Origin of the sequence: Candidatus Berkiella aquae (assembly GCF_001431295.2) — a bacterium.
Classification (GTDB): domain Bacteria; phylum Pseudomonadota; class Gammaproteobacteria; order Berkiellales; family Berkiellaceae; genus Berkiella; species Berkiella aquae.
On sequence record NZ_LKAJ02000001.1, the window covers coordinates 3164014 to 3181315 of the forward strand.

Consider the following 17302-nt stretch of genomic DNA (forward strand, 5'->3'; position numbering starts at 1 on the left):
TAACGTGAAATCGATAGGTGAAGAATAATGCTGGATAAGAGAAAGTACAACTTTATCATTATCGTGCTCATGCTATTGGTTTGTGGACCAAGCATTCAAGCTCAGATTAATCAATCAAACTCCCCTTTACCTTTTTCAAAGGTATTGTCTAGTGAGCAAGCTTTTATGCTAAGTACCTCTTTTGAGGAAAGTGTTATTAAATTTCAATGGCAAATTGCTTCTGGATGTTATCTTTACCAAGAGCGTTTACATATTTCTTTAATTCAAAAAGATCTCACCAAATTATCCTTAATGACCAAAGCAATCTTACCCCCTGCCGAGCAAGTAGAAGATCCCTATTTTGGGCCCGAGTCTATTTATAAGAATCACCTAACTATCCCGGTTTCACTTGAAGGCTATACCCTACAGACAGCAGCAACGAATCTTAAATTACAAGTCCAGTATCAAGGATGTGCTGAATCAGGATTTTGCTATCCTCCAGTGACCAAGTGGTATGACGTCACCATTGCTAACAAACAAATACAAGGATTAACCCAGCTTGCTGATGCACCTACCCTTTCCGATGCGCCAGCGATTGAAAAAACACCGACGTCAAAAAGTTTAACATCGCTTGAGAATAAGGGCACATTCTCAGTCATTGCCAGCTTTTACTTTCTCGGGATTTTATTGACTTTCACTCCTTGTGTTTTACCCATGATTCCCATTTTGTTTGGGGTCATTGTTGGCGAAAGTCATTTGAACACACGTAAAGCTTTTCGATTATCACTGGTTTATGTGCTCAGTATGTCCTTCACCTATGCGATAGCAGGTATTGTTGCAGCAACCTTAGGTAAGAATTTACAAGCACTATTTCAAAAGCCGCTTGCCGTTTTCTTATTCGCCAGCTTATTTATCTATTTAGGGCTCGTTCAAATGGGCGTGGCTCGCGTGCGCTTTCCACAACGCATTCAAGATATGCTAACCAAACTTCATCATCGCCAAGTGGGTGGTTCTTATCTTGGTGCAGGCATCATGGGAATTTTAGCAACGCTTATTGCTTCACCTTGTGTGAGTGCTCCTTTAATTGGTGCGCTCAGTTACATCTCACAAAGTGGTAATATCGCATTGGGTGGTGGTGCCTTATTTGCAATGGGCCTAGGCATGGGCACCTTATTATTAGTTGTAGGAACCCTTGAAGGAAAATTACTTCCTAAAAGAGGTCCCTGGATGCACGCTGTTAATCAAATCTTTGCCATTATGATGTTTGGTATCGCTATTTGGTTACTCAGTCGTATTCTCCCAAGCTCAATCACTTTAGCCCTTTGGGGTGGCGTTCTTATTTTCGCTGCTTGGTGTATGGGAAGTTTTCGTAAACAAGCCGGTTTTTCTGGGCGGGTTGGTTTTGGACTCGTGATTTATGCATTTATCCTCTTTTGGGGAGCTTGGCATGGAGAAACCGATCCCATCAAACCACTTACCACTGGTTTTTGGGGAGATAAAAATAATGAAAAACCATCACTGTTCGCAACCATTGACTCAGAACAAGCACTGACGCCCATTTTGGAAGCCGCCAAAAAACAACAACAGCCTCTTATGCTGGTTTTTTCCGCGGAATGGTGTACGGCTTGTAAGCATCTTGAAAATAAAGTGTTCACTGATGCGACAGTGCAAAAATCAATGAGTCAGCTAGCTCTTATTAGGGCCGATGTCTCGCCTTATAGCGAAACGAATCAAATTTTGCTACAAAAGTTTGCATTAATAGGCCCACCCGCCATATTATTCTTCGACAAAAATGGCAAAGAACTAACAAATTATCGAATTATTGGCGAAGTCACTCCTAAGCAGTTTCTAGCCCACCTCGATCAGGTCAAACAGGAATCAGACGAATAATGTCATTAAAATGAAGAAAATGGTGGCTAACTGTTGCCATTTTCTTCGATCTTGCGCAAACTACCACTCTCAAAAAAGAATTCTCTTTACGCTTTTTGGCTCCACTTCGTAAACACCCTTATCTTGCATAGATCTTTCATTATCTTGTCGACATCTGCTCCTATCTTTCGCGATCGTGCATATTCCCATAGACAATAGATCGATATTAAGCCACAATATCTCGAATTATTATTTAGGCAATGTATATGGCTAAGTTATTAGTTATTCATGGACCAAACTTAAACATGCTCGGCAATAGAGAGCCTGAGCACTATGGTAAGTTATCGCTAGATGAAATTAATAAGCTTATTATCAAACATGCCAAGAAAAATCCTACTGAATGTTTTCAATCGAATGCAGAACATGAAATTATCGACAAGATCCAAACATGCAAAGCCGACTATCTGATTATTAATCCCGGTGCGTTAACACACACTAGTATCGCTATTCGAGATGCCCTTATCGCTGTCAAAATTCCCTTTTATGAAGTACATCTGTCCAATATATATGCTAGAGAAAGTTTTCGACATATAAGCTATCTCAGCGATATCGCAACAGGTGTTGTCAGCGGTCTTGGACATTTTGGTTATCTAGCCGCTATTGATGCTGCGCTTGCTTCACAGTCCTAGATTTTGTTGCCACTATAGAAGAGTGACCTTATGGATATTCGTAAAATTAAAAAACTCATTGAACTCCTAGAAGAATCTGGCGTCAATGAAATTGAAATCCGCGAAGGAGAAGAATCCGTTCGCATCAGCCGAAAGATGGAAAGCGCAGCACCGCAATATGTTGTTGCCCAATCTCCAGCAGCGCCTATGGCTCCTGCTGTGCAAGCGGCTGCACCTGCGCCAACAGCGCCGCCAGCACAAGATAATAAACCTGCTTTACCTGAAGGCCATGTCATGACCTCTCCAATGGTCGGCACTATGTATCGAGCGCCTTCTCCAACCCAACCTCCCTTTGTAGAAATTGGCTCGACCGTGAAAGCAGGCGATACATTATGTATTGTTGAAGCAATGAAAATGCTTAACCAAATTGAAGCTGATATCTCGGGTACTATCGTTGCCATTTTAATTGAAAATGGTCAACCCGTAGAATTTGGTCAACCCCTATTTGTGATTAAATAAGAGATCCCATGTTAGATAAGGTTGTTATTGCTAATCGTGGAGAAATTGCTTTGCGCATTTTGCGCGCTTGCCATGAATTAGGGATTAAAACAGTTACACTCTACTCAACGGTTGATAGAGATCTGCTTCCGGTACGTTTATCTGATGAAGCAATTTGTATAGGCCCTGCGCCTTCTCCTGAAAGTTACCTCAATATTCCTGCCATTATCAGTGCTGCAGAAATAACAGATTCTGTTGCCATTCATCCAGGTTATGGATTTTTAGCTGAAAATGCAGATTTTGCAGAACGCGTTGAACAAAGTGGTTTTATTTTTATTGGTCCAAAGCCTGACACCATTCGATTAATGGGCAATAAAGTCTCTGCGATTAAAGCCATGAAAGAAGCGGGCGTTCCTTGTGTGCCTGGCTCAGATGGACCACTGGATGACGATGATAAACGTAATTTACAAATTGCTCGCGAAATTGGCTACCCCGTGATTATTAAAGCCGCCGGTGGTGGCGGTGGTCGAGGTATGCGAGTAGTACAAAGTGAAGCCGCTTTACTCAGTGCCATTTCATTAACGCAAACCGAAGCCGCGAATGCTTTTGGTAATAGTAGCGTTTACATGGAAAAATACTTGGAAAGACCCAGACACATTGAAATTCAAGTGTTGGCCGATGGCCAAGGCAATGCCATTCACTTAGGTGAAAGGGATTGTTCGATGCAACGTCGCCATCAAAAAGTGTTAGAAGAAGCACCTGCGCCTTTTATTACACCAGAACAACGTGAACAAATTGGTAAGCGATGCGTTGATGCCTGTTTAAGAATCGGTTACCGCGGTGCCGGTACCTTCGAATTCTTATTCCAAGATGGTGAATTTTATTTCATTGAAATGAATACTCGCGTTCAAGTCGAACATCCTATCACAGAAATGATTACAGGCGTTGATATTGTGAAAGAGCAATTGAAAATTGCTTCGGGCGAGAAACTTTCTCTCAAACAATCTGATGTTCGCCTGCAAGGCCATGCCATTGAATGCCGAATTAATGCGGAAGATCCTAAAACCTTTATTCCCTGTCCGGGAAAGATCACCTGGTATCATGCGCCTGGCGGTCCTGGTGTGCGTATCGATTCTCATATTTATAGCTCTTATTCGGTACCCCCTAACTATGATTCTTTGATTGCTAAACTCATCACTTATGGTAATGACCGACATGAGGCTATCCGTCGCATGCGCAATGCGCTAAGCGAGATTGTGGTTGATGGCATTAAAACCAATATTCCACTACATCAAGAACTGATGCGTGATACCCATTTCATGGATGGTGGCACAACCATTCACTACCTTGAAAACAAAATGAAGGATTTAACCTAGTGTCCTTTGTAGAAATTTCTTTTGAGGTTGAAGAAAAGGCCACTTCATCTTGTAGTGAATTATTAGAAAATCTAGGTGCGCTAGCGGTTTCTTATTTTGATGGGGCTAATGAGCCCTTATTAGAACCCAAACCCGGCACAACCCCTTTGTGGAACAAAGTTAAAATTGTTGGGTTGTTTGATAAGGAAGCGGATCTAAATCATCTGCGCAAAACCATATTTGCTTTTTTGCCAGATCTTTCATTACAAGTCACAACATTACCTGATCAAGAATGGACAAGGGTGTGGCTTGAACACTTTAAACCCATGCCGTTTGGCCAAGGTTTTTGGGTTGCACCGCATGAACATCCTGATTGTGCTTTACTGGAAAAAGAAGCGATTGTACTCAAACTGGATCCGGGTCTTGCGTTTGGAACAGGCACTCATCCGACAACCGCTTTATGCCTTGAATGGTTAAGCAACCATCGCCCACTCAATCAGCGTGTTATCGATTATGGTTGCGGTTCAGGGATATTAGGGATTGGTGCATTACTGCTTGGTGCTCATCAGGTTGATGCCATTGATTATGATCCACAAGCGCTTATCAGCACACGGGATAATGCTATCCGAAATGGCTTATCTGACGCCCAAATCGCGGTATTTACTCCAGAAGCTTTTCAAGGACAAACAGCACAAACCGTTTTAGCGAATATTTTAGCTGAGCCTTTAATTGAGCTTGCCCCGCGGTTGCGCCTATTAACGAACATGGGAGGACATATTGTGCTTTCAGGTTTGTTAACAAACCAATCTGAGGCCGTTCTCGCTGTTTATCGTGAATGGTTCGATTTTGAGCCTGTTAAAAGCATCGAAGAATGGGCTTTATTGGTTGGTAAAAGAATCGCATAACGAGCTTTTATCCTAAGAATAATCAGTCTATCTTCATTTATTCGCTTAATCTTCAATGAAGCTTCGCATCTTGAAAAGTAATGGGTATAATTCGACGCTCCCAAGCAAAAGAGTAGCGCACCCATGTCATCATCTTCAAAGGAAGTTAAGAAACTTTCTCCTGTCAATATTGGTCCTCACCAGATTGCACACCCTATTATCTTAGCGCCGATGGCAGGGGTGACAGATAGGCCTTTTCGTCAGTTATGTAAGAATTTAGGTGCAGGACTTGCTGTCTCAGAAATGGTGGGAGCCAATTCATTATTACATGGCAGCGAAAAAACCAAGCGCCGAGCAAACCATGAAGGTGAAACACGCCCTTGCTCGGTACAAATCGTTGGCGCCGATCCCAATATGATGGCTGAAGCTGCACGCTATAATGAAGCACATGGTGCAGAAATTATTGATATTAATATGGGCTGCCCTGCCAAAAAAGTCTGTAATACCCTATCCGGTTCTGCACTTCTCAAAGATGAACCGCTTGTTGCAAAAATTCTCGATGCGGTTGTCAAAGCCGTCAATATTCCGGTGACTTTAAAAATTCGCACCGGTTGGGATAGTCATAGCCGCAACGGCGTCACCGTCGCTAAAATGGCACAAGATTGTGGCATTCAAGCATTGGCCGTTCACGGTCGCACGCGCTCTTGCATGTTTCAAGGAGAAGCAGAATACGAAACGATTGCAGCGATTAAACAATCTATCAATATTCCTGTTTTTGCCAATGGGGATATCAATACGCCTGAAAAGGCCAAATGGGTATTAGAAAAAACCGGTGTTGATGGCTTAATGATAGGCCGTGCGGCTCAAGGTCGTCCTTGGATTTTCAACGAAATAATTCACTATTTAAATCACAATGAAATGCTAGAAGCACCCACCATTACCGTTGTTCATGAGCTGATGACAAATCATATGAAAAATTTATATGCATTCTACGGAGAAAAGCGTGGCGTATTAGTGGCACGTAAACACGTTTCATGGTACAGCAAAGGCCAGCGCAATGGTTCAACTTTCCGCCATACTTTCAATCAATTAGAAACAGCAGAAGAACAATTAACGGCTGCTGAAACATTCTTTCAAAGCTTGATGGGATCTTGAATATGCAAAACAATAACCCTTTGCGCGAAATTGTTGCGCGAATCATGGAAGAATATTTTTGCACCCTCGATGGTCAACCTGCAAAACAACTCTATGACTTAGTCATCAAAGAAGTAGAACTTGGTTTGTTTAAAACCGTATTGCAGTATGCCGGGGGGAATCAAAGTAAAGCAGCAGAATGGTTAGGCCTTGCCAGGGGAACATTGCGCAAACGCTTGGCTGAATATGGCTTAGAATAAATTAAGAGGTAAAAAAGACATGCACGAATCGACAATTATTCAGCGCGCTTTACTAACCGTCTATGATAAGACGCATATTATTGAATTAGCTGAAGCACTCCATTTACGAGGCGTTGAGTTAATCTCTACAGGGAATACCGCCGCTCTTTTAAAACAACATGGCATTCCTGTTACGGCGATTGGTGATTACACTGGTTTTCCAGAAATGATGGATGGACGCGTTAAAACATTACACCCCAAAATTCATGGTGGCATTTTAGGACGACGTGATATTGATGCCGATACCATGATAACGCATGGTATTCCTGATATCGATTTAGTGGTAGTCAATTTATATCCGTTTGAAAAAGTGATTCAAAAAGACAATGTCAACCTCAGTGATGCTATCGAAAATATTGATATTGGCGGTCCCACCCTCGTGCGCGGTGCGGCAAAGAATCATGAATGGTGCACCGTATTAGTCGACCCTAACGACTATGATGAATTTATTGAGAATTTAAAAGCCAATGAAGGTGCTGTCAGTGCCAAAGAACGTTTTCGCTTTGCTGCAAAAGCGTTTGCTCACACCGCCGCTTATGATGCCCATATTGCAGATTATTTTAGCAAACAATTGAACCAAAGCACCGTTCCTGCTTTTGGATCTACTTTTATTTTGCCATATAAACTCAAAGAAACGCTCCGTTACGGTGAAAACCCGCATCAATCAGCTGCTTTTTATCAATCGATTGATGCTCCTAAAGATAGCATTAGCAGAGCGAACGTACACCAAGGCAAAGCATTGTCTTTTAATAATATTGCTGATGCGAATACCGCATTGGAATGCGTCAAAACCTTTGATAAACCTGCTTGTGTTATTGTCAAACATGCCAATCCTTGTGGAGTCGCTAAAAGTGACAATACGCGACACGCTTATGATCAAGCTTATATCTGCGATCCGCAATCTGCGTTCGGTGGTATTATCGCCTTTAATCGTGAAGTTGATGAGCAATTGCTGGCGCACATTTTCAGCAAACAATTTGTTGAGGTGTTAATTGCGCCTTCGTTTACTGAAAAAGCACTAGAAGTTGCTAAGCAAAAACCCGATTGTCGTGTGCTTTCTTTCCAAGCAACTGAGACACCTTCGCAAGCAATTCAATGGGATATTCATAGCGTCAATGGCGGTTTACTCGTGCAAACAGCAGATGCGCTTGATAGTCCACTCCCTTATGAAGTGGTTACCATACAAAAACCCTCTCCAGAACAACTGCAAGATTTAATCTTTAGTTGGCAAGTGGTTAGATTTGTTAAATCCAATGCGATTGTATTTGCCAAAAATGCACAAACCCTTGGTATTGGTGCAGGGCAAATGTCACGCATTATGAGTACAGAAATTGCGGCGATTAGAGCCAGAGAACAAAAGCTTGCTCTGGAAAATGCGGTAATGGCTTCGGATGCATTCTTCCCGTTTACGGATAATATTGAAAAAGCTTACGAATACGGTATTCGCGCGGTTATTCAACCCGGCGGTTCAAAGAAAGATCCTGAAGTGATTGCGATGGCCGATAAACTTGGCATGGTTATGCTATTCACCGGTAAGCGACATTTCCGACATTAACCGCTCGAATTTGAAAATGAGATATTTCAAAATTCCTAGCGAGCGGTATCTTGTTTAAATGCTACGCGCAGGGGAACTCTGCGCTTGCAATCAGGGGGAGAATGACGATTCTCCCCCTGATAACCCCCATCGCAAAGAACAAAGTGCATTAGATATATTTGGGTGAGTTTTAGGAAAGAATAAATGAATAAAATACTCGTAATTGGTAATGGTGGCAGAGAACACGCCTTAGCTTGGAAACTTGCGCAATCACCCGAGGTACAAAAAGTTTTTGTTGCACCCGGTAATGCCGGCACTCACCGCGAACCTAAAGTTGAAAATGTTGCTATCGATACGCTCGATTTTGCAGCACTGACCGATTTTGTAAAGAATCAACACATCCATTTTACGGTAGTCGGTCCTGAATTACCGTTAGTTGCAGGTATTGTCGACTACTTTAAAGAACGTAATTTATTGTGCCTAGGGCCAAGTCAAGCTTGTGCCCAGCTAGAAGGCTCTAAAGCTTTTGCCAAAGAATTTATGCAGCGCCATCATATTCCGACGGCAAAAGCAAAAACGTTTACCGATGCCGCTGATGCGCATGCTTATTTGGCAACCTGCCAATTTCCTCAAGTGATTAAAGCAGATGGTTTGGCAGCAGGCAAAGGCGTTGTGATTGCGCAAAATCTCGGAGAAGCGACTCGCGCGATTGATGCCATGCTCAGTGAATATCATTTTGGTGATGCAGGCTCCCAGGTCGTGATTGAAGAATTTATTGAAGGTGAAGAAGTTAGCTTTATTGTCTTAAGTGATGGTAAACATTGCATCCCGCTCGCAACCTCTCAAGATCATAAAACGCGCGATGATGATGATAAAGGCCCTAATACCGGTGGGATGGGCGCTTATTCACCAGCACCTATTGTCACGCATAGTTTACATCAGCAAATCATGAGCGAGGTGATCGAACCCACTTTAAAAGGAATGGCCGAAGAAGGACATCCTTTTGTTGGTTTCTTATATGCGGGTTTAATGATTACCCCTCACGATGATATTCGGGTACTTGAATATAACTGTCGTTTTGGCGATCCAGAAACTCAACCTGTACTTTTGCGCTTGCAGGCGGATTTTGCGCAAATGTGTTTAAGCACCCTTGAAGGCACGCTCTCACAATTCGTTCCTGCCTGGGATCCACGCCCAGCCTTAGGCGTTGTGATTGCAGCCAATGGTTATCCTGATCATTATCATAAAGGCGACGTGATCCCTACCTTAAATGACATTCCTGCCAACGATGCCTATAAAATTTTTCATGCAGGAACTCAGCTTCAAGATGGTAACATCGTCACCAACGGTGGACGCGTTTTGTGCGTAACGGCACTGGGTGATAATTATCGAGATGCACAAGAAAAGGCCTATCGTCTGGTGAAAAAAGTAGGCTGGGATGGCGCATTTTATCGCAACGATATTGGGCACCGTGCGGTAAAAGCGGAGCGTGAAGATAATTAAATGGATGGATGCCGCGGACAAGCCGCGGCAAGTAGCGCTAATGCAGTTGGGGCTACAGCGGACAAGCACGCATAAAAGTAAACGGGAAAGAATATGCCTGAGTTACCTGAAGTAGAGACCACAGTCAGAGGGATCCGCCCTCATCTTGTCGATAATACGGTTAAACACGTTGTTGTCAGACATAAACAATTGCGTTGGCCGATCCCTGCGTTAACGTTGCAAAGGTTATTACCGACACAAACTATTCTCAATGTAAGCCGTAGAGCCAAATATATTTTAATTGAAACGTCTGCAGGAACATTGGTGATTCATTTGGGCATGTCTGGCACGCTTTGTTTGGTTGATGCAAAGACGCCGGTGAAAAAACATGATCATTTCGATTGTCATTTAACGGATGATTTAATCTTGCGTTATAACGATCCTCGGCGTTTTGGTGCTATTTTATGGGCAGGTCACGACTTAGATTCTTTAGCGGTATTAAATCATTTGGGACCCGAACCCCTTAGCAAAGCCTTTCATGCCGATTATTTATTAAGCAAAGCTCACAAACGACAAACCTCCATCAAACAATTGATTATGGACGGGAAAATCGTTGTCGGTGTGGGTAATATTTACGCCAGTGAAAGTTTGTTTCTTGCCAAGATCCACCCTTTAATGAGCGCAAAGCTTCTGAATAAAACGCAAGCCAAAGTGCTGTGTGAAACTATCCGCCAAGTCTTACGGGCAGCGATTAAAAAGGGCGGTACCACATTAAAAGACTTTGTCCAAAGCGATGGTAAGCCAGGCTATTTTAGTCAACAACTGACCGTTTATGATCGCCAAGGATTACCTTGTGTACAATGCAAAACCCCGATCGAACATATTCAACTAGGACAACGAGCAACCTATTTTTGCCCTACCTGTCAAAAATATCCCTAAAAACTCTCCTTTTATCGGAAAAAGATTACTCAAGTAAACTTTTTTCTGTTAACATTTTAGCCGTTCCCCCAATTTTACTTTCAGCGAGTGTTAATCATGCGCCGCGCGCTCACGTCTGGCTATTTTGCTCTTACTTTTGCTCAAGTTGGCATCAGTCTTAATGTTGTCACCTCAAAATTTCTTCTTTCTAGCATGCCGATGTTCATGTTATTAGCCAGTCGCTTTGGGCTCAGCACACTCGTATTATGGCTAGTCTTACGTTTAACTGGCACGTCTATTATGGATCCCCGTCATCCCCAAGGTAAATTAACAACCAATGACTGGACATTAGCCATCTTATTGGGCGTTTTTGCTGCTTTCTTATTTAATATATTTTTTGTGTGGGGATTACAGCATACGACGGCAACAGCTGCCGGTATTATTGGTAGCACTTTACCTGCCTTAATTGCTTTATTTTCAGTCTGGTTACTTAAGGAACGTTTAAATTCGGCTAAAATAATTGCATTAGCTTTAGCCATGCTGGGTATTCTGGTTATCAATGTCGATCATTTTGAAGCTACTTCTGTTAATCACACCTATTTTGGAGACTTCCTCATTTTTATCGCGATGTTTCCTGAGGCATGGTATTCGATTATTAGTCGTAAATTAGCCAATCGGGTCACGCCATTAGGTGGGGCCTTCATTGCGAATGTGGTTGGCTTTGTCACACTCTTACCTTGTGCACTCATGGCAGGCGCTATGGACTTTTCTATTTATAGCTCATTTGAATTTGCGTTGATTGGTGTTGCCGCGATGAGCAGCCTTATCTTCTTTTGGGCGTGGGCCTGGGGGCTTAGTTTCATTCCTGCCAGTACAGCAGCTATTTTTGGTGGCGTAATGCCGGTTGCAACCACCCTATTTGCTATTTTGTTTTTAGGTGAAAATCTGCATTGGTATGATTCTGTAGGAATGTTGCTTGTGCTTGCGTCGATTATCGTTGGTGCAGGCTGGCGTATGCGCGTCAAAGCACCGATTACAGTCGATCAAAGTTCGATAGGGAATTAAGTCGTCGCGATATAAGGTTTGCAATCGACCACAGGTTGTTTGGAAGTGCCTTTCAATAATTCAAAAGCGGTTAATTCAGCAACATCAATCGCTTTTGCCATTTGTTCATTGACGCTTTCTGACACTTCACTCACACTGATTGGCGCATCGAAATAGAGTACCGCTTTGGTAAACGGTAAGGGTAGTTGATATTTATCCCATGATTTGAATTGCCATGGTTTTGAATAAGCTACACCAATAGGAACGACTTGTAAATTCGCTTTATGAGCCAGAAATGAAATACCGGCTTTTGCTTTTAAGGCAGGACCTCTAGGGCCATCCGCAGCAATGCCCATGGAATAACCTTCTTTAGCTGCATTGATTAACTTCACAAGGCTACTAATGGCTTTGCGGCTTGATGAACCTCGCACCACATGATATCCCAATTGTTGTAACCAAACGGAAAGCATTTCACCATCACGTGAAGCACTTACTAATCCCACATGTTTTGCAGGGCCCCATTTGGGCAAAAACATAATGGGGGCAAATTGCTTGCCATGCCAGAAGCCATACACATATTGTCGTGTTGGGTCGACATTCGGATGCATACAAACCTGGACGCGAAGCGATTTCAGCAAGAGCTGGCTCGCGCAATGGGCAAAATTTCCGATAAATGTTGGCGTTATAACTGACATTTTTTAAAGAAAGAAAATCAACTTACACAAGATAAAATTATACGTGGTTCTGACCCACTTTTAAAGCTTAATCTAAAAACGACACGTCGAACGATGCTCTTGCGAAGCGTCGATCGCCTGTGCTCGCGCTTTCACTTCGACTAAATCATGAAGACGCCGGCTGATCTCTCTTTGCCCACTACTGCCGCTGGCACTCGATAAAGGCGTAATCTTGAGTAACATCTGTGGCATAAAGGATTTATAGGGCTCCAAACGGCTATCTAAATCATGGATTTCACCAAATAAATTTAGCCAATATGTTTTATTACTTTCCGGAAGTTTTGCTGTTTTGTCATCAAATTGACGAAGTTTTTCACAAATCAATTTGCGCGATTGCTCACTTGATTGTTCATTATAGCCTTTTAAACGGCTTGGTAAGGGCATTGAAAAATGCTGATAGGCTTTCACTTCTTCTTCAAGATATAAGCGCTCAATTAATTCTTCGCACAAAATTTGATTGAGCCCTGTTAAGACATGGCTATCTTTTAATGTGCAAGGAAACACATCGACCATTGCGGCAGGATCATGTGGCGCCTTTTGGCGAAGTTTATCCTGGCTGACACAAAATTCGAATAAACGTTTCATTGCCTCTTCACAGGCCTTCACAGTGACTTCTGTTCGACCAGGCCCCGCATAATGCATGGACATTTTTTTAGAGATCAACGGGATAGTGACTTCAAAGGTACCTGCTTCGGTCGCAATTTTGGCTAGTTCTTGCGCTTCTTTTGCACTCACCGCTAAATTTGCAATCATATTTTCATCAACGATAAAGTCAAAAACAGGTTTGGGTTTTTCTACGGGAACATCCGGCTTAAGTTCTTCTACGGGAACGTCCCCTTTAGGCGCCTCTACAGCAACCTCATACCAAAGTTTTTCTCGCCGTGATAACTCCGAATATGCTCCCTCACTTAATGCCTTTAATTGACGTTTAAACCTTGTCAAAATTAAAAGCTTATTGATAGTGATGGATTTTTCTTTGAGTGCATTTTTAAGCATCACCTCAAATTCATCGCGGGTTTTACCCATTAATTCTTTCCAAGTCACACCAAAATGCAATTTCAGCTCGTCTAATGAAGGCTCTGCAATTTGTAATTGTTGGATACCTTGCACCATTCTGGGATCAAAACTCGGCTGTGCCACCTGTGCGCTTTGTAATTTCAATTGTAGGGCTAGTGCTTTTTCGGCAGATTCAGGCACCGCAATACTTAATTCTTCTAGGTGTTTACGAATCCTTTCTTCGACACGATGAATTAAAAATTCTAATGCTTGAATCAATAGCATTGCTACCCCCGACGTTCCATCGTTATAAAACTATAATCATAAGCATGTTTTGCATCTTGAAAATATTCTTCATGGGCTGTTTCTTCCCATGCATCTTGATCAAACTCAACAAACGTGGTTTCGCCATTTAAAGTGGTATGAACCAGGGTGATATAAAGGGTGTGAGCTTGCGGAAAAAATAAACGATAAATTTCGCCACCACCAATGACCATCACCTCTTCTGCTGTCCCGGCTTTTGCTAAGGCTTCCTCGACAGAATGCACCACATCACAACCTGGCAATGTTAAAGCCTGTTGAGTGAGAATAATGTTTTGTCGTTCTGGTAACGGTTTTCCAATGGATTCGTAGGTTTTGCGCCCCATAATGATAGGTTTGCCTATCGTCAGTTCTTTAAAATGCTTTAAATCATTGGGTAAATGCCACAGTAATTGATTATTGTGACCAATCACCTTATTTTCAGCCATTGCAACGACGAAGCTAATTTTTTTCACAATACTATTCTCTATACGGCAATCGGCGCTTTGATTGCAGGATGACACTCGTAATCGGATAAAACAAAGTCTTCAAAACGAAAATCTTCGATATTTTTTACATCCGGATTTAACAACATCTTAGGTAAAGCATAAGGCGTTCTTGCTAATTGCGTTTTTGTCTGCTCAATATGATTAGAATATAAATGCGCATCACCTAAAGTATGAACAAACTCGCCTAATTTTAATCCTGTCACTTGGGCAATCATCATGGTTAATAAGGCATAGGAAGCAATATTAAAGGGAACACCCAAAAAGATATCAGCACTTCGCTGATAGAGTTGACAAGATAAGCGACCATTTGCAACATAAAATTGAAAAAAGCAATGACAAGGTGCTAATGCCATTTCTGGTAATTCGGCGACATTCCAAGCGCTAACAATCAAACGACGTGAATCTGGATTGCTACGAATATCATCAATCAGTTTAGCAAGCTGATCAACCGTATCACCGCGATGCGTTGGCCAAGAGCGCCATTGTTTACCATAAACGGGCCCTAAATTTCCGTCTTGATCAGCCCATTCATCCCAAATCGTGACCCCGTTATCATTTAAATAGCGGATATTGGTATCACCTTTAATAAACCACAATAATTCATGAATAATCGATCTTAAGTGACATTTTTTAGTTGTCACTAAAGGGAAACCGGCATTTAAATCAAAACGCATTTGATAACCAAAGTAGCTTAAGGTACCTGTACCAGTACGATCATCTTTTGGCGTCCCTTTTTCTAACACCCAATTTAATAGCGTTAAATACTGTTGCATGAAAACCCCTTACACTTTGCAAAATTCATAGGGTTGCTGACGAGGCTTAAGTAATAAATACAGCCCAAATAAAATCATTGGCAAACATAATATTTGCCCCATTGTTAGCCAGCCAAAGGCAAAATAACCATATTGCGGATCCGGTTGGCGAAAGAATTCTTCAAAAATCCGAATGACACCATAACCCAGTAAAAAGATCCCTGAAACAGCGCCCACATGGCGTTGCTTGCTGGAATATAACCATACCAGCATAAATAATAATCCGCCTTCTAAGGCAATGGCATACAAAGGAAAAGGATGACGAGGTAAAAAGCCGGCTTGTGGAAAAACCATCGCCCAAGGCACATCGGTTACTTTGCCCCACAATTCACCATTAATAAAATTACCCAGTCGACCGGTTGCGATAGCCAATGGCACGGTAGGCGCAATAATGTCTCCAATGACCCAGAACGGGTATTGTTGGTGCCTAGCAAATAAGGCGGTAGAAATGATGACGCCTAACAAGCCACCATGAAATGACATGCCCCCTTGCCAGATTTTAAATAGCTGCAAAGGATCCTCTAACCAATCTGGCATTGCGTAGAAAAGCATATAGCCAATACGCCCCCCAAGCACCACGCCCATTGCGGTATAAAATAGCAAATCATTTAATCTTTCTGGGGATTCCCACCCAGGCAAAGACTTGGTACGAATTCTAGCGGCAAGCCAACAGGCGACAAAACCGACTAAATACATAATGCCGTACCAGCGGATCTGGAAGGCATCAGTGATATGTAAGGCAACTGGATTTATATTGGGATATTCGATCATAAGTTTTAGTCTACCAGGGCATTAAAACGAAGGCATCATTGTCCAAGCAACGATTAACAGAATACCACCAAAAATACGTTTCACCAGCAATACCGGTAACCGATGCACTAATAAAACCCCCATTGGTGCAGCAATGAGGCTCGCTAGTCCAATACACAAGGCGGCAGGCCAATAGACATAGCCTAGCGACCCTGAGGGCAAACCAGATATATGCCAGCCAACCACCATGGCAGTTAGCGCACCTGAAGTAGCGGTTGGTAACGTTGAAGCAGCAGAGGTTGCACTAACGGCCGGCATCTCAAGGCCATACCACAACAAAAAAGGAATCACTAAAACACCACCACCAATTCCTAATAAGCCTGCACAAGTACCAATCAACCATGCAAATAAAACAGCGAGTGCAAGGGGCAGCTTGCGCTCGGGCTTTGCTATCAACTGCGCACGCCCTAACAGCATTTTCCCACCGAGCAATAAACAAAAAAAGGCAAATGTTGTTTTGAGTAAATGGCCAGGCAAATAATTACCAATAACGGTACCACATAAAGCACCCAATACCGTGCCAGGGATCAGCCACTTTAATACACTCCATTGTACGGCTTTACGTTTACTTTGCACCCAGGTAGTCATAAAAGAGGTAATCAAAATCGTTGCTAAAGAAGTCCCTGTTGCAATATGCATCAGATGCTCATGAGGAAAAGATTGCATTGAAAAAAGCGCAATTAAAGCAGGCACAATCACAATGCCGCCACCCAATCCAAGTAGTCCAGAAAGTAACCCAGCACAAAGACCGGTCAAAATGTAACCTAAAAAAAGTAAACTCATTTTGAATTTTCAATGCGTTGTAAAATTTTTTCTGCTTCAACTTCATCGATTAAAATAAATTTACCTTCTTCTTCTTCATAGGCATAAACTTCTGCTTGACTTAGTTCAAACCACCATCCATGTAACTTTAAACTACCTTCTTGTAATTTTTGTTTTACCAGTGGATAGGTTTTTAGATTTTCAATTTGTTGTAACACATTGAGTTGTGAAAGACGATTATGTTTTGCTAACTGTGGCGGACAATCATGGTCATGCTGCAATCTTTCCATAATAATTTCACCATCCATTAACCACTCACCCAAGTTTGGCATTTGTTCAACGATTGTTTTATCGAGTAATGCTCGCATGGCACCACACTCGGAATGACCACAGACAATCAGGTTGCTCACCTTCAACTCATGCACCGCAAATTCAATTGCAGCGGCTTCTGATTTATCGCCTGCAGATAATCCGGTGCGATGGCATGGCGGCACGATATTGCCAACATTTCGTACGACAAATAGATCGCCAGGATCCGTTGATGCAAAGAGATTAGGAACAACACGACTATCAGAACAGGCAATAAAGAGTGTATCGGGTGATTGACCCAACGCTAATTTAGCAAAGGTCTCAAGATAATGGGGTCGCACATTTTTGCGAAATTCTACCAAACCTTTAACGAGTTTTTTCATGACTTGCCATCTTTATTAGGGAA

Annotated in this window: 18 protein-coding genes; 11 read left to right on the forward strand and 7 right to left on the reverse strand. The window is 42.4% G+C overall.

Annotated elements, in window-relative coordinates:
• Nucleotides 1–27 precede the first annotated feature (27 nt).
• The 11 genes from dsbD to HT99x_RS13995 all read left to right on the forward strand — a co-directional run bounded on the left by dsbD (nt 28) and on the right by HT99x_RS13995 (nt 11685).
• On the forward strand, nt 28–1869 hold the full coding sequence (dsbD, locus tag HT99x_RS13945) for a protein-disulfide reductase DsbD (RefSeq protein ID WP_075065322.1): 1842 nt from the start codon (nt 28–30) through the stop codon (nt 1867–1869).
• Nucleotides 1870–2114: 245 nt separating this feature from the next.
• A complete protein-coding gene (gene aroQ, locus HT99x_RS13950; protein WP_075065321.1) occupies nt 2115–2537 on the forward strand; it encodes a type II 3-dehydroquinate dehydratase in 423 nt (140 codons plus the stop codon).
• Nucleotides 2538–2567: 30 nt separating this feature from the next.
• A complete protein-coding gene (accB, locus tag HT99x_RS13955; RefSeq protein WP_075065320.1) occupies nt 2568–3035 on the forward strand; it encodes an acetyl-CoA carboxylase biotin carboxyl carrier protein in 468 nt (155 codons plus the stop codon).
• Nucleotides 3036–3043: 8 nt separating this feature from the next.
• Complete coding sequence (accC, locus tag HT99x_RS13960; protein WP_075065319.1) at nt 3044–4390, forward strand: acetyl-CoA carboxylase biotin carboxylase subunit; 1347 nt, start codon at nt 3044–3046, stop codon at nt 4388–4390.
• Nucleotides 4390–5274 carry a 50S ribosomal protein L11 methyltransferase gene (prmA, locus tag HT99x_RS13965; protein WP_075065318.1) on the forward strand — a complete coding sequence of 295 codons (885 nt, stop codon included), beginning with the start codon at nt 4390–4392 and terminating at the stop codon, nt 5272–5274. Before accC ends, prmA begins: the two co-directional genes overlap by 1 nt.
• A gap of 123 nt (nt 5275–5397) precedes the next feature.
• Complete coding sequence (gene dusB, locus HT99x_RS13970) at nt 5398–6408, forward strand: tRNA dihydrouridine synthase DusB (RefSeq protein ID WP_075065317.1); 1011 nt, start codon at nt 5398–5400, stop codon at nt 6406–6408.
• A 2-nt stretch (nt 6409–6410) separates the two neighbouring features.
• Complete coding sequence (locus tag HT99x_RS13975; protein WP_075065316.1) at nt 6411–6647, forward strand: helix-turn-helix domain-containing protein; 237 nt, start codon at nt 6411–6413, stop codon at nt 6645–6647.
• A 19-nt stretch (nt 6648–6666) separates the two neighbouring features.
• Nucleotides 6667–8241: a bifunctional phosphoribosylaminoimidazolecarboxamide formyltransferase/IMP cyclohydrolase gene (gene purH, locus HT99x_RS13980; protein ID WP_075065315.1), complete on the forward strand. Its 1575-nt coding sequence runs from the start codon at nt 6667–6669 to the stop codon at nt 8239–8241.
• Between the two features lie 183 nt (nt 8242–8424).
• A complete protein-coding gene (purD, locus tag HT99x_RS13985; RefSeq protein WP_075065314.1) occupies nt 8425–9723 on the forward strand; it encodes a phosphoribosylamine--glycine ligase in 1299 nt (432 codons plus the stop codon).
• 93 nt (nt 9724–9816) lie between these two features.
• Nucleotides 9817–10641 carry a bifunctional DNA-formamidopyrimidine glycosylase/DNA-(apurinic or apyrimidinic site) lyase gene (gene mutM / locus HT99x_RS13990; protein WP_075065313.1) on the forward strand — a complete coding sequence of 275 codons (825 nt, stop codon included), beginning with the start codon at nt 9817–9819 and terminating at the stop codon, nt 10639–10641.
• Between the two features lie 96 nt (nt 10642–10737).
• Entirely contained in the window at nt 10738–11685 is a 948-nt protein-coding gene (locus HT99x_RS13995; protein ID WP_075065312.1) for an EamA family transporter, read from the forward strand.
• Here HT99x_RS13995 and HT99x_RS14000 read toward each other — a convergent pair.
• From HT99x_RS14000 to HT99x_RS14030, 7 genes are all read right to left on the reverse strand, one after another.
• Nucleotides 11682–12272 (reverse strand): DUF374 domain-containing protein, encoded by a 591-nt coding sequence (locus tag HT99x_RS14000; RefSeq protein WP_075065311.1) that lies wholly within the window; start codon nt 12270–12272, stop codon nt 11682–11684. The genes HT99x_RS13995 and HT99x_RS14000 overlap by 4 nt on opposite strands.
• Nucleotides 12273–12431: 159 nt before the next feature.
• Nucleotides 12432–13679 (reverse strand): hypothetical protein, encoded by a 1248-nt coding sequence (locus tag HT99x_RS14005; RefSeq protein WP_075065310.1) that lies wholly within the window; start codon nt 13677–13679, stop codon nt 12432–12434.
• Nucleotides 13680–13681: 2 nt separating this feature from the next.
• On the reverse strand, nt 13682–14170 hold the full coding sequence (locus HT99x_RS14010; protein ID WP_200957089.1) for a dihydrofolate reductase: 489 nt from the start codon (nt 14168–14170) through the stop codon (nt 13682–13684).
• A gap of 11 nt (nt 14171–14181) precedes the next feature.
• The gene (locus tag HT99x_RS14015; protein WP_075065308.1) at nt 14182–14976 is read right to left on the reverse strand and encodes a thymidylate synthase; all 795 of its coding nucleotides are present in this window, start codon (nt 14974–14976) and stop codon (nt 14182–14184) included.
• 9 nt (nt 14977–14985) lie between these two features.
• The gene (lgt, locus tag HT99x_RS14020; protein ID WP_075065307.1) at nt 14986–15786 is read right to left on the reverse strand and encodes a prolipoprotein diacylglyceryl transferase; all 801 of its coding nucleotides are present in this window, start codon (nt 15784–15786) and stop codon (nt 14986–14988) included.
• A gap of 21 nt (nt 15787–15807) precedes the next feature.
• The gene (locus HT99x_RS14025; RefSeq protein WP_075065306.1) at nt 15808–16608 is read right to left on the reverse strand and encodes a TSUP family transporter; all 801 of its coding nucleotides are present in this window, start codon (nt 16606–16608) and stop codon (nt 15808–15810) included.
• On the reverse strand, nt 16605–17279 hold the full coding sequence (locus tag HT99x_RS14030) for a carbonic anhydrase (protein WP_075065305.1): 675 nt from the start codon (nt 17277–17279) through the stop codon (nt 16605–16607). The genes HT99x_RS14025 and HT99x_RS14030 overlap by 4 nt, the downstream gene beginning before the upstream one ends.
• Between the last annotated feature and the right edge of the window lie 23 nt (nt 17280–17302).